Below are 13047 nucleotides of genomic sequence, written 5' to 3' on the forward strand. Positions count from 1 at the left end.
TAGTTAGTTACGGCAATTGAGATGCAAAAATCATGCCTTCGGATAGAGTAGGTAATATTAAATTTGGAGGGAGGAAATGGTATTCATTGAAGCTATGGTTTAGAAAACATAGCTTCAACTTATTGTGGTACGCTTTATATCCTGGATAATACTTCTGCTTTCTTGGCTTCAAACTCCTGCTGGGTGATCAGACCGCTGTCGAATAGGCTTTTCAGCTTTTGCAGGGCTGTCACCATCGGATCCTCGGGAGCCGTGGGGGCATGTGTTTCCTGTACCTGTTTTTCGGCGGCTACCGATATATTGCTGGCTTCCGCACGTTTGGTTTCCAGTTCAAGCTGCCGTTTGATTTCCTGCTGCAGCTGTTCCTGCTCCTGGGCATAGGCATAAAGTTTACGGGCCTGTGTTTTGGGCAGATAGTCAATCTGGTTTTCGAGTCCTTTGGTTGTTCTAAGGTAAAACTCTGCCCCGAGAATGCCTTCCTTCACATGACATTGCAAAACGTCTTTCCAGTAATAATCCTGAAATTCCATAGACAAGCCGAGATTTTTAGGGCGGCAAAAGATGACTCGCTTGTTGGTTAAGGCAATGGCATCCGGAGACAGGTTAACGGCAGGTTTTTTCTGAACAGCTATGTATTCTATTTCTTCGCTGCTCATGAGCACACCGTTAAGCTTAGACACGATTTTTTCAATGGCTTTCGGGTCTTGTTCTTCGTTTAAAAATCTTTTAAGATTGTCGATCATTTTGATGGCTTGAAATAAGGGTGATGAAAATCGGATATGCGAATGAAAAACACCTGCACATTCTCAAAAATAGCTAAAACCTTGTATACTATAAAGTTAAAAGGTGTTTTTTAAGACGATTGACGGAAATTGAAAATTCTGCTTATCTTAGAACGGTAAAAACTGGAATCAAGAGATAAAAGTCATGCATAAATTTATAACCAGCATTGTTTTTTCAGGATGTATCCTGATGGGCTGCGGCGTTACGGCCCAGGTAAAGCCACAGCATAACCTGCAGTTTTCAGAGCTAAGTAAAAAATGGGATGAGGCTGTTCCGCTTGGTAATGGTATGCTCGGAGCACTGATCTGGGAGAAGGCCGGGCGGCTGAGACTTTCGCTGGACCGGGCCGATCTTTGGGATGAAAGAAAAGCAATGGACATCACTAAGTTCAATTTTAAGTGGGTGGAGGAGCAGGTCCTCAAAAAGAACTACCAGGACGTTCAGAAGCTGGGCGACTGGCCTTATGACAACATTCCCTACCCGACCAAACTACCCGCCGCGGCCCTGGAGTTTGACATCGCGGCTTTCGGCAAAGTCATCTCGAACGAACTGGACATAAAAACAGCATTGAATACCGTGAAATTTGAAAGCGGAATTACTTTCAGGTCTTATATTCATGCTTCACAACCACAGGGATTTTTCAGTTTTGAGAATGTTTCTTCCGCTCAGCTGATCAGTTCAATGGCTCCGAAGCTTTCAGTTCATAATTACAGCAACGGAAAAAAGGCTGAGAATGATAACAGCCATGCCGGAGAAGGCCTTCAGAAACTGGGGTACATCCAGGGACAAGTTGTTTCTTCCCCTAATTCAATAAGGTATAAGCAGCCCACCTATGATGGAAGATATTATGAAGTGCTGGTCAGCTGGAAGGAATTCCCGGGCAATAAGCTGATAGGAAGCTGGACGATTTCGAACAACCAGCCGGCAGTATTGCCTGCTTTGATAACTACTGCCAAAGAGCCTACACAATGGGATTCGCACGTGAAATGGTGGTCGGAATTCTGGTCTAAGTCGTCTGTCAGTTTACCGGATGCAGTCATTGAAAAACAATATTACCTTGAATTATATAAACTTGGATGTGTGTCGCGAAAAGGTACTCCGGCGATTACACTTCAAGCCGTCTGGACGGCTGATAACGGCAGCCTGCCTCCGTGGAAAGGAGATTTTCATAATGATCTGAACACACAGTTGAGTTACTGGCCCGCTTACACCGGGAATCACCTGGATGAGGCGGCTACTTTTACGGATTGGCTGTGGAAAATCAAAGCGAAGAACCACGAGTATACCAAAGCCTATTTTGGGGTGGAGGGTTTGAACGTTCCGGGGGTAGTTACTTTAAACGGCGACCCGATGGGAGGGTGGATACAATATTCGCTTTCGCCGACAGTGAGTGCCTGGTGTGCACAGCATTTTTACTGGCAGTGGAAATATTCGCTGGATGCGGATTTCCTTAAAAACAGGGCTTATGTTTATATTCATGATGCGGCTACTTACCTCGAAAACATCACGCGGCTTAAAGACGGGGTAAGAAGCCTGCCGCTGAGTTCGAGTCCAGAATATAACGACAACAGCATTGACGCCTGGTTTTTGAAATGGAGCAATTTTGATCTTTCTCTTGCGAAATTCCTGTTTAATGCTGCTGCTGAAGTGGCGGAGGCATCAGGAAAGCCAGGCGAGACAAAACACTGGCAGGAAATACTATCCCAGCTTCCGGATTACGAGGTGAATGAGACAGGGTTTACGATAGCCCCAGGTCAGAATCTGAATGAATCGCACCGGCATTTTTCGCAGTATATGGCCATTTATCCGCTTGCATTGCTGGATGTAAACAAGCCACAGGACAAAACCGTCATCGAAAACTCCCTGAAAAGGATAGAAGAAAAAGGGACCAGGGCCTGGTGCGGGTATTCTTTCAGCTGGATGGCATCTATGTATGCCAGGGCCTACCAGGCAGACAATGCAGTGAAGCAACTGAGTATATTCGCCACTAATTTTTGCTCGCCTAATAGTTTCCACCTGAACGGAGACCAGAAAGGCGGACAATACTCCGGATTTACCTACAGGCCGTTTACATTGGAAGGTAATTTTGCTTTTGCACAGGGGGTTCATGAATTGCTTCTTCAGAGCCGAAGCGGGTATGTGGAGGTGTTTCCTGCTGTGCCTGACAGCTGGAACAATGTTTCGTTCAATACGCTCAGGGCAGAAGGAGGTTTTGTGATTTCCGGAACTAAGGAAAACGGGAACTTTAAGACCATTAAGATAAAAGCTGAAAGAAAAGGGCTTTTGAAAATCAAAATACCCTTTTCTGACTTTGCCCTGTCTGATGCCATGAAAAAGTACCAGGTCAGAGACGGTATTGTGGAAATCGAAATGAACGGACAGGAGCAGATAACGATACTGAACAAAAAACGGTGATCAGTTTTCTGCATGCAGCCCGATACGGTTGCCTTCGGAATCGAGAATGACGGCTATAAAACCGGCGTTCATTTGTGTTTTGGGGACCATAGTTTTTCCTCCGGCCTGTTCCGCTTTGTCGAGTACCGTCTGGATATCAGGACTGGCGTTGATATAGATCAGGGTCCCTTCTTTTGAGGGTTTGGATTTATCAGACCTGCTTAGCACGCCGGTTACCCGGCCTGAAGTGGCCTGAATGACATCAGGGTTGTAAGGAAAGAAGGTAAGTTCTTCGTCCGTTTCAGGAAAAGCCCTTGTGGCCATTTGAATATCAAGGATAAATTCATAAAATTTCCTGGCTCTTTCTGTATCCAGTACCGGAATTTCAAACCAGGTAAGGATGTTGGTCTCGGCATCGATCTTTTTTAACTTTTGCATGATGTTTTATTTTTTATGCAAAGTTCGGGAGTAAATTTTGCCTGCACCTGTGACAATTCTCACAAAATGCGGGTCCGTTCTTTCCGGATCCTGCTGAGTGTTTCCCTGGCTACCCCCAGGAATGAAGACAGTTGGGAAAGAGAAACCCTTTGCAGCATTGGAGGGTAATTTTTCTCCAGATACTCCAGCCGCTCTTTGGCCGAAAACAAGTGGAAAAGCTTCGAAAACTCCTCCTGCCTGGAAGCGAACAGGCGGATACAATTTTTACCCAGGGTATCAATCTCCGGGGACTGCGTGGAAGCTTCAATCAGTTTTTCTTTATCAAAAATGATTACTGTGAGTGGTTCACAAGCGATGATGTTGTAGTCGGATTTTTGTCCGCTACCGAAACTATGGAGATTGGTCGCGATCTCATTTTCGAAGAAGAACGCTGTATTTTTTATGTTTCCGTCTACCTCGTAAAAACTTTTACAGAAACCCTTGTCTATGAAAAACAGCGATTGGCAAACCTGGCCTTCCTTCAGCAGGTATTCTCCTTTTTTAAACTGCTTTTTTGTCAATGCCGGCAGAAGAGCCTCCCAGCTGGTTTCAGAAAAACTGTTTAAAGAATAGATGTATTTGAGGAGGTTTTCCATTTTCAAACGCCTGCTTTTTTCATTTCAACTTTGGGTTCAGAAGCAAAGAAAAAAAATGATATTAAGCTTATTTCAGACTATCAAATTCTATAAAATCATATTCAGGAGAACTTTCGAGTAGTTGCCTCAGCACTGCGGCATGGCCATTGCCGAAAATAACCAGAATTCTGTCTTTGGGACTTTCGGTGATTTGCTGAAGTTTTCTGAATATCCTGAGATTCCTGTTGTACCACCAGATAGAAAGAATATCAGCCCCTCTTTGATCGTCAAGCTTGAAATCACCGATGAGGTAGGCACCGTAATTCAGTCGATGTGATTCTCTTGAGTTGGCTGTTTTGAGGTGTTTCAGCAAATTGGTTTTAGCAGGCTGTTTGTTTTCATAGTCAAACCATTTGGTAAATATCTCCTGGTATTTATCAGTGCTTTGAAAATCAAAATCTGTGAACAGTTTTTGAAAATAGGCGGAATCAAGTTTTACGAGCTCGTTGTCGAAAGATTCGGCGTCGATGCTGTAAATAGTGTCCATTTTCATTTCATGGGCGATTCGCATACCCAACTGATATCGTTCATCTCTTTTTTCTCTCAATTCCCCCGCCTTGTATTTTCTGAGTTTTTCCCCGGCTTTCCATTCGGGAGATGCTTCGATGGCGATCTTGGTGGGCATGAATTTTTTAATGTAGTTAACGAGTTCTGTCACTTCTGATTTTTTGGGTTCTGTCAAAACATCCACTTTGTCCTTATCCAGGGTTTTGCTTACGTCCAGGTTAGGATAGTCAAAATGGAAGGTTCCCACGATCATTACTTTGGCCCTTTCTTTAGGGAAAAAGGAGGAGGGTGAAGGCCTGTCGTCTTTAGATTGTCCGGAAACGCAAAGGGTGTTAAGGAAGGTCAGAATAAGTAAAATGGCTTTTTTCATTTGTATTAGCTTTTATTATCCAAAAGTAATCAAAATGAAGAACAAGCTAAGCCGGATCAAAAAATAAAAGCTGTGGTATTTAATAAGAAATGTAAAGACTTTAACTACCGGGCATTGATATATCCCTTAAACAAAAAAAGATCCACCATACCGGTGAATCCTTTCCTATTATTTATTAGTCAAAAACCTGAATTACTTTGGGGGGATCACCAGGCCCTGGCCGGGCACCCACTTGTCGTATTCCATATAAAATGCTACCTGTTTAGCCATTTCTTTGCTGTGAAGTTTTTCGACGAGGTGTAATGCCCCGTCAATCCCGGCTGAAATCCCTGCAGTAGTAATTATTTTTCCGTTATCAACATACCGGGCATCAGACAATACCTTGGCTGTCGGAACAGCTTTTTTCAGGCTTTCGATGCTTTCGTGAAAAGTGGTTACCGTCAGATTGTCCAGTAAACCCGCCTTGCCGAAAATAAACGCCCCTGTACAAACTGAAAAGTAGTACTGAGTGGTCTTTTCGCGTGCTTTTATCCAGGAAACGACCTCCGGATCATTGGATGCATTGCCGGAATTTCCTCCGAACACGGCTAAGATATCATACTCAGGGGCATCAGTGATGTCATAATCCGGGATGATTTTTAAAATGCCCTGTGATTTAATAGGTGTTCTGGTTTTGGAAACGGTAAAGATCTTCGCTCCTGAATAAGAAAAGACTTCCATCGGCCCGGCAAAGTCCAGAACCTCCACACCATCCTGCAGGTAGAAGCAAATGGTCATGGGTTTTTTATTTACCGCTGATTTTTTGATGAGGGTCATGTTACAATGGGGGCAAACACCCTCTTTCTCAAAAGTGAGTTTGTCGCAGGCGTTGTTACATGGCGGACAAACATAAATTTCTCCTTCTTCTTTCTGGGCCAGGCCAGGGAGAGAGATGAGGACAAGACAACATAAAAGGTACTTTTTCATTCTTTGTTTTTCTTACAAAACTAACAGGGGAATAAATGACGCAAAAGGACATTTATAGTCGGAATCAGGACAAATTACGAAGCTCTTTGGGTAGCTGCCCTTTGTGCTTTTTAAGCAGGCTGATCAGCTGATTGGTATTCCTGAAGCCACACTGCTGAGCTACTGAAGCTACCTTTTCATTTTGTTTGAGCAACTGAGAAGCTTTTTCCACCCTCAGGTTTTCAATGTATTCACCGATTGTAATCCCCGTTTTGGATTTGAATAGCCTGGTCAGATTACGCGGGCTCATGTTCACTTTTTCGGAAAGGTCTTCTATTGTGATTTTGGTGTGGAGATGATGAATGATCCAGTCCTGTACCTCATGCACCTGGTAATTGATGTGTTGCCGGAACTGCACAAAAACACTTTCCTGCGTATCTGCACTGTCTCTGCGGATGTAAACGACCAGTTCTTTGGCGAGTTTATATGCAAAATTAGCCCCATGCCTTTCCTCCATAAGGAATAGTGCGAGGTCGATGCCCGTGGTGATGCCTGCCGAGGTAAAAATGTGACCGCTTTTAACGAAAAGACGGTTTTTCTGGACTTTCAAAGCCGGGAAATACTTTGGCAGGGCATCCAGGTATTTCCAGTGGGTGGTGCATTCGCGGCCATCCAGAATACCTGCTTTTGCCAGGGCATAAATACCGGTACAAACTGTGCAGATGGTGATTTGATTCTTATCAGCTTCATGAAGCCATTCAAAAAACACAGGGTCGAAACGGTGATTCATGTCAATACTGAAGCCCGGAATAAAAAGAATGTCACCGGGCTGAAGTATGATGTCATAAAAAGGTGTGAGTTTCTGAGAGAAAAGCCCGGAGGAAAACCGTTTTTCACTTTCGTCGGAAACATAAATGATTTGATAGGGAATGCCGTATTCACCCGACTCATAAAAGACCTGGAGAGGGCCGGCGAGGTCCAGGATATGGACGTCGTTTGAAAGATAGAAAATGACCCTGTTGCTCACTTTTAAGATAGAGATCAGTAATTTTTGTTGACCAGGTTTCTTACATATTCCGTTGTCACGTCGTTTTCGGTGATGACCGATAATCCGTTGTTTTCCCTGAGCTGCAAAGCCAGGTTTTTCATGGATTGTATAGCCACTTTCAGGAAAGAAGGCCCGAGACTTACCCTGGCTACGCCCATTTCCTGGAGTTCGTTGAGTTCAGGAATGCCTTTGAAGGCAAGTACATTGAGGGGCATACCGAGGTTTGATACCAGTTTACTGATGTGTACGGCATCTGTTATCAAAACAGGAAAGAAACAATCTCCCCCCGCTTCTTTGTAGGCCAGTCCGCGTTTTAAGGCTTCTTCATATTTTGCTTCGGGAGTTTCAAAAATCTTCCCGTTTAGATAGACGTCGGTGCGGGCATTGATAAAAAGAGGGACGTTCATTTCTGCCGCCACTTTTTTAACGAGCCTGATCCTCCGGCATTGAATTTCGACAGGGTAAAGGCTTTTATTTTGTTTGTCGGTGTCTTCCAGATTGATGCCTACAACACCGGTTTCGATCACTGCCCGGATGTTTTCAGCCAGCCGTTCATCGGTTTCTGCATAACCACTTTCTATATCGGCAGTTACCGGGATATCAACACTTCCGGCGATTTTCTTCAGGATTTTCAATAAATCACCGAAGGGGATGTTCTCGCCGTCGTCGTATCCATTCGTAAAGGCAATGGAGGCACTGGCCGTAGCAATGGCAGGATAACCCAGACTTTCAAGCAATTCTGCTCCCAGCGGTTCCCAGATATTGGGCAGTACCAGCAGTTTGCCCGAATGATGAAGTTTAAAAAGGTCTTCTGCTTTTTCTTTTTGTGTTTTGGTGTTGACCATGGCTCCGTTATTAAAAGATAAAATTATTTGCCGCCTGCAAACTTGTCACCGATGAGGTTTAGTCTCAGGCCATGTTCGAGCCAGGCTTTCAGGCCATCCAGTACTGTGGTGAAACCGCCGGTGTTGTCTATGATGACACTGATGAGTTCTTCGCCTTCCTGTTTAAAACCATAACTTCTGATGATCACATAAGTAGTATCATCTTTCCTGTCGTTGAACTCAAATTCAACCGTGGTAGCCGGATCACCCCATTCTATCCTGATCAGCTGATTATCTACAATTTCTTTAACAGAAACCGGGGCGGAGGCTCCGTACATTTCCCATTCCCAGGTGACAGACTGCCCTGCGGTCAGCGAACCGCTGGATTTGGTAAACCAGAAATTGGTCGTAACGGAAGGGTCAATGAAGGCATTGAAAACTTCGCTGGCTGGTTTTCTGATGAGCATCTGGCAGGTGATGACCGGACCCGTAATGTTTGTCATGTTAAGGTAAGTTTGAATTTTATGCTGAAATTAATACGAAATGCGTACTGAAACAAACAGAGTTTTCCGACCAGGCATCTGAGCGATTGAAATATGAGGCGGAGCATCTTTACTGCCTGTTTTTTGCTTAATTTGCATAAACAAACTCTAAACTATATTTAAGCCGCTTATTATGAAAATCAGGCAATACGTTTTACTTCTCAGTTTCTCATTTATTCTTGCTTTTACGTCTCATGGACAGGTTACGCCTTTTGAAAAAGATACCGACCAGACGGCTACCTACGCTGAAACGATAGCGTTTTACCAGGGACTTGCGAAAAAATACCCGCAATGGTTTAAACTTACGGCTACTGGAGATACCGATGCAGGAGTTCCGTTGCATGTAGGTGTGTTGTCATTTGATAACACCTTCAGTCCGGAACTGGCCCGGCAGAAGAAAAAGCTGGTGTTTTTTGTTAACAATGCCATCCACCCGGGCGAACCGGAAGGCGTGGATGCGACGATGATGCTGATCCGGGATTTCCTGATCAGGCCTGAGAAACGGGATATCCTGAAAAATACAGTACTTGTTTTTATTCCTTTTTATAACATCGACGGCGGATGGAACAGGGGACGTATCAGCCGGATCAATCAGAACGGGCCGGCGGCCTATGGTTTCAGAGGAAATGCAAAAAACCTGGACCTGAACAGGGATTTTATCAAGGCAGACAGTAAAAATGCCCGGACATTCAACCAGGTGTATGCCCGGTGGCTGCCGCATATTTTTATGGATAATCATACGTCTAACGGAGCAGATTACCAATACACCATGACGCTCATTGCCACGCAGAAAGATAAACTCAACCAACATTTGTCGGAATATCTGCAAACCACCCTGATGCCGAAACTGAAGACTGAAATGAAATTCAGGACCTGGGACCTCAGTCCCTATGTCAATTTTGAAGAGAAAGTGGAGGGCGGTTTAATGGCCTTCCCGGATTTACCGAGATACTCTTCGGGGTATGCTGCTTTGCATAATGCCATTGGTTTTATTCCTGAAACCCACATGCTGAAGCCTTTCCCGATGCGGGTAAGGGCCACCTATGACCTTATGGAAAGTATGCTGAAAATAACCAACGCTGATCACCAGAAAATATTGGAGGCTTATGCTAAGGCAGTGAAGGACGTGGAGACAAAAACACAGTTTGATCTCAGTTGGAAACTGGATATGTCCAGAAAAGACAGTATCTCTTTCAAAGGATTTGAGTCTGGGTATAAACCGAGTGAAGTCAGCGGACTGCCCCGTTTGTATTACGACCGCAGTAAGCCTTATGAACGGATTATTCCTTATTATCCTCATTATATAGCGACCCAAAGCATTACCAAACCAAAATATTATGTGGTTCCGAAAGCGTATGAAGCTGTGATCGAAAGATTGCAATGGAATGGAGTGAAGATGACACCTCTGGCTAAAGACACCTTGCTGGAAGCTGAGTATTATATTATTGCCGATTATAAATCGAGCCCGACGCCTTACGAAGGACACCATCTGAACAGGGATGTAAAACTGGAGGTAAAGTCATTCAAAAGGAAATATTACAAAGGAGATTTTCTGATTCCGACCAGTCAACCGGCAGCCCGTTATATCATTGAAACACTGGAGCCACAGGCACCGGACTCGTTTTTTGCCTGGAATTTCTTTGACGGGGTATTGAACCAGAAAGAGTATTTTTCGGCTTATGTGTTTGAAGACGCTGCTGCAGAACTCCTGAAAAAGAACCCGGAGCTGAAGAAAAAACTGGAAGAAAAAAGAGCAGCTGAGCCCGCTTTCGCGGCTTCCGCTTCAGCCCAGCTTGATTTTGTATACAGAAATTCGGAGTACTATGAGCCTTCTCACAAGTTATATCCTGTGGCCAGAATTATGAAGTGAGTTATCCGAAGATAACTCACTTCATCTTAAGCCATCCGGCAACGCCGTCCAGGAAGACTTCCTGCTGATCAACAAAAAAGTAATGAGAGGCTTTGTCTACATACCGGAGGTTATTCGGTCCTAACAAGGTTTGGAGCTTATTGATTTGAGTAGCTGAAAAAATGGCGTCCTGTTTGCCGTAAAGGGCATATATTTTTACATTCTTTTGTTTCAATGATTTCAATTCGGGACTGACCTCCGTGTTTTTCCGCGGTTCGTTCTGATAGAAAAGAGCCGGAGCATTTTTATTCCGGACGTCGTTTTTATAAAAGGCACTTGCATAGTAATCAGCCCATCTCTTTTTTGCATCTGCTGTAGGGTCTGCCACTTTAAAGAACCCGTTTTCAGAACCCTGGTCGAAGCAGGCTTTCCGGTATTCTGCAGTATTTTTATCCATGGCTCTTATTTCGGCCACTTTTTTTAGTCTTTCAGCATCTCCTTTCTCTGTATAAATTTTTGTAACAGAATCCAGGATGTGGTCATAGGTTTCCTGTTGAGAAATCAGGGCACTGGTCAGGATCAGGGCATTGATTTTATCAGGATACCTGGCAGCAAACTGAGTTGCTACGAGTCCTCCGAAGCTGAAACCGATCAGACCGGCTTTTTTGAGACCATATTGTTTGTAAATGCCGTTCAAATCATGAAACGCTTCCTGGTAAGTGATTTTTGCATCGGGATCCGGAGAACGGCCTTCGCCACGCCTGTCGTACAGGACGACGTAAAGTCCTTTGTCAGCCAGTTGCTGAGCGGCAGTGGCTTCAAACATGATGGCGTTTCCGCTGGGTCCTCCATGAATAAAAATGACTGCGGGATGGTTTTTATTTCCAAAGGCCTTGGAATAAAGGGTTTGTGAAGAGGTGTTTAAAAAAGAAACGGATAAAAAACCTGTCAAAAGTAAGCGGAGAACAAAACGCATGGGTTGATGATTTATAAATGGTGGTGAAGACGATACTATCTGCCGTTACAAAAGTATAATACAAAGAGTGTTTTTCATGTGACTGTGTATAAAAAAGCCACAGAACAGAATCCTGCGGCTTTCAATGCAATCATACATTTACTAAACTTTCAATTTCCACCGGTACCTTTTGTACCCAGGGGCAAGACCACCGGAGGCACGGAAAGAGAAGTGCCATTATTCGACTGATCAGCCCCGATGTCGGTATTTCCGCTTCTGGGCCCTCCGTCATAATCTTTTTCGAGTAAACTGCCCAGGGCTTTGCCTTTGCCGATACAAGGACTGTCGCCTGACAGGTGGTGCTGGCTGTTTAACCTGGGGTCTGCGTTCGTACTGGTGCCGTCCATTTTTGACTTTGTTTTCCAGTTCGCAAAACCGTCAAACTCCTCATAGTCATCTTCATTTTTATCAATCCGGAAAGTCATACTGCCGTTGCGGTAATAGAAATTGTTCCCGATTTCATTGTTGCCGTCCGGAGCAATTCTCAAACGGGCCATATTCCCTTGTGCGGAGCCAGCCTGGATAAAAATATTGTTAGACACCTTCAGGTCTTTGCATTTGGGATGTTTGTCGCCTGCGGGAGCACCATATATTTCTCCCCTTGAAATCATCAGAGCGGAGCTGCCGTCGTCGCTGGCGGCATTGACAATGGTGTTGTTATACACCTGGGCTCCTATCGCTGCATACAGCCCGATACCTTCCCGTTTTACATTCACGACGATATTATTACGAATAATGATGTTGATGCTTTCATAATAGTTGGGATTCGTAGTGGTATTGAACCACTCGGCGTCCGTGTCAAGATATCCGGCCACCAGTCCGCCTTCGCCACAGTTCATGATCAGGTTTTGCTCAAAAACACAATCCTTCGCTCCGCCTTTGGCATACAAGGCATTGGTGGCGATATCGTGAAAGTAGCAGTTTCTGACGATCATCTTGTCTGCGTTGACATTGTCAATTCCTTCTGCATTCTGAGCTTCTTTGTTCGCAATACCCACACCTGATCTGTAGATCTCGCAATTGAGTATCTGGATGTCTTTGCATCCCGGTGTTATCTTGATACAGTCTCGACCGGTGTCATGGATTTTACAATTCATGATTTTTACGTTGGAGATGCCTTTTCTGTCAGCAAAAGGCACACTTCTGTCATCGTCCCAGTTACTTTCCAGTTTAATGCCGTAGTAATATCCGCCGATGATTTCGAGGTTTTCGAGGGTGATGTTGGAAGTTCCCGGTTCACGAAACCACAGACAGCTGGAAACGTCCTCCACATCAGTCCCGGCTTTGATGACGGCCCATTCTCCCGGATAAGAATGCATATAAATGTTCGAAGTCCTGAATTTGATTTCTTTACTTTCATAGGTGCCGCCTCTTAAAATGATCTCGATGCTTTTAGCCGGATCGGCATTATTGGCGGCTGCCTGTATGGTTTTGAAAGGTTTGCTTTCGCTGCCATCATTGGTGTCGCTGCCTGAGGGCGAGACGTATACTTTTCCGCTTAGCGTGCCTCCGGTTCCTTCTCCATCACAATCGGGTGGGGCTTCGGGGCAGCCACAGGCGGTCGGGTCGTCCGAACATTCTTCAGATTCCACCTCATTTTTCTGGCAGGATGAAAAGGTCATCCATAAAATGAACAAAAAGTATGATAGGTTTTTCAT

At 44.6% G+C, this 13047-nt stretch carries 12 protein-coding genes; 2 read left to right on the forward strand and 10 right to left on the reverse strand.

Translation table 11 applies throughout. The features are described 5' to 3' along the window. Window positions 1–134 precede the first annotated feature (134 nt). The gene (locus tag GVN16_RS12115; RefSeq protein ID WP_166564162.1) at window positions 135–743 is read right to left on the reverse strand and encodes a PH domain-containing protein; all 609 of its coding nucleotides are present in this window, start codon (window positions 741–743) and stop codon (window positions 135–137) included. 184 nt (window positions 744–927) lie between these two features. Here GVN16_RS12115 and GVN16_RS12120 point away from each other — a divergent pair, with 184 nt between their 5' ends. Continuing rightward, on the forward strand, window positions 928–3198 hold the full coding sequence (locus tag GVN16_RS12120) for a glycosyl hydrolase family 95 catalytic domain-containing protein (RefSeq protein ID WP_166564163.1): 2271 nt from the start codon (window positions 928–930) through the stop codon (window positions 3196–3198). On the opposite strand, the gene GVN16_RS12125 is transcribed toward GVN16_RS12120, so the two are convergent. The 7 genes from GVN16_RS12125 to GVN16_RS12155 form a co-directional block, all read right to left on the reverse strand. Further along, on the reverse strand, window positions 3199–3615 hold the full coding sequence (locus GVN16_RS12125) for a VOC family protein (protein WP_166564164.1): 417 nt from the start codon (window positions 3613–3615) through the stop codon (window positions 3199–3201). 59 nt (window positions 3616–3674) lie between these two features. Next, window positions 3675–4250: a Crp/Fnr family transcriptional regulator gene (locus tag GVN16_RS12130; RefSeq protein WP_166564165.1), complete on the reverse strand. Its 576-nt coding sequence runs from the start codon at window positions 4248–4250 to the stop codon at window positions 3675–3677. A 67-nt stretch (window positions 4251–4317) separates the two neighbouring features. Continuing rightward, on the reverse strand, window positions 4318–5166 hold the full coding sequence (locus tag GVN16_RS12135; RefSeq protein WP_166564166.1) for a DUF5694 domain-containing protein: 849 nt from the start codon (window positions 5164–5166) through the stop codon (window positions 4318–4320). Window positions 5167–5358: 192 nt separating this feature from the next. Beyond that, complete coding sequence (locus GVN16_RS12140) at window positions 5359–6132, reverse strand: DJ-1/PfpI family protein (protein ID WP_166564167.1); 774 nt, start codon at window positions 6130–6132, stop codon at window positions 5359–5361. A gap of 64 nt (window positions 6133–6196) precedes the next feature. Next, entirely contained in the window at window positions 6197–7138 is a 942-nt protein-coding gene (locus GVN16_RS12145; protein WP_166564168.1) for a GlxA family transcriptional regulator, read from the reverse strand. A gap of 14 nt (window positions 7139–7152) precedes the next feature. Further along, window positions 7153–8004, reverse strand: a complete 852-nt coding sequence (locus GVN16_RS12150; protein ID WP_166564169.1) for an isocitrate lyase/phosphoenolpyruvate mutase family protein — start codon at window positions 8002–8004, stop codon at window positions 7153–7155. A gap of 23 nt (window positions 8005–8027) precedes the next feature. Further along, on the reverse strand, window positions 8028–8486 hold the full coding sequence (locus GVN16_RS12155) for an SRPBCC family protein (RefSeq protein ID WP_205748846.1): 459 nt from the start codon (window positions 8484–8486) through the stop codon (window positions 8028–8030). 172 nt (window positions 8487–8658) lie between these two features. Between GVN16_RS12155 and GVN16_RS12160 the strand changes: the two genes are divergently transcribed. Next, entirely contained in the window at window positions 8659–10395 is a 1737-nt protein-coding gene (locus GVN16_RS12160) for a M14 family zinc carboxypeptidase (protein WP_166564170.1), read from the forward strand. A 16-nt stretch (window positions 10396–10411) separates the two neighbouring features. Here the strand turns inward: GVN16_RS12160 and GVN16_RS12165 are convergent, their stop codons facing one another. Beyond that, a complete protein-coding gene (locus tag GVN16_RS12165; protein ID WP_166564171.1) occupies window positions 10412–11350 on the reverse strand; it encodes an alpha/beta fold hydrolase in 939 nt (312 codons plus the stop codon). Window positions 11351–11499: 149 nt separating this feature from the next. Continuing rightward, window positions 11500–13047 (reverse strand): right-handed parallel beta-helix repeat-containing protein, encoded by a 1548-nt coding sequence (locus GVN16_RS12170; RefSeq protein ID WP_166564172.1) that lies wholly within the window; start codon window positions 13045–13047, stop codon window positions 11500–11502.

The organism is Emticicia sp. CRIBPO (assembly GCF_009905725.1).
Lineage (GTDB): Bacteria > Bacteroidota > Bacteroidia > Cytophagales > Spirosomataceae > Leadbetterella.

What these genes read in the sequence shown, in the direction of transcription:
- GVN16_RS12115 (WP_166564162.1), bottom strand. Translation starts at nt 743, where the DNA reads ATGATCGACAATCTTAAAAGATTTTTAAACGAAGAACAAGACCCGAAA.
- GVN16_RS12120 (WP_166564163.1), top strand. Translation starts at nt 928, where the DNA reads ATGCATAAATTTATAACCAGCATTGTTTTTTCAGGATGTATCCTGATG.
- GVN16_RS12125 (WP_166564164.1), bottom strand. Translation starts at nt 3,615, where the DNA reads ATGCAAAAGTTAAAAAAGATCGATGCCGAGACCAACATCCTTACCTGG.
- GVN16_RS12130 (WP_166564165.1), bottom strand. Translation starts at nt 4,250, where the DNA reads ATGGAAAACCTCCTCAAATACATCTATTCTTTAAACAGTTTTTCTGAA.
- GVN16_RS12135 (WP_166564166.1), bottom strand. Translation starts at nt 5,166, where the DNA reads ATGAAAAAAGCCATTTTACTTATTCTGACCTTCCTTAACACCCTTTGC.
- GVN16_RS12140 (WP_166564167.1), bottom strand. Translation starts at nt 6,132, where the DNA reads ATGAAAAAGTACCTTTTATGTTGTCTTGTCCTCATCTCTCTCCCTGGC.
- GVN16_RS12150 (WP_166564169.1), bottom strand. Translation starts at nt 8,004, where the DNA reads ATGGTCAACACCAAAACACAAAAAGAAAAAGCAGAAGACCTTTTTAAA.
- GVN16_RS12155 (WP_205748846.1), bottom strand. Translation starts at nt 8,486, where the DNA reads ATGACAAACATTACGGGTCCGGTCATCACCTGCCAGATGCTCATCAGA.
- GVN16_RS12160 (WP_166564170.1), top strand. Translation starts at nt 8,659, where the DNA reads ATGAAAATCAGGCAATACGTTTTACTTCTCAGTTTCTCATTTATTCTT.
- GVN16_RS12165 (WP_166564171.1), bottom strand. Translation starts at nt 11,350, where the DNA reads ATGCGTTTTGTTCTCCGCTTACTTTTGACAGGTTTTTTATCCGTTTCT.
- GVN16_RS12170 (WP_166564172.1), bottom strand. Translation starts at nt 13,047, where the DNA reads ATGAAAAACCTATCATACTTTTTGTTCATTTTATGGATGACCTTTTCA.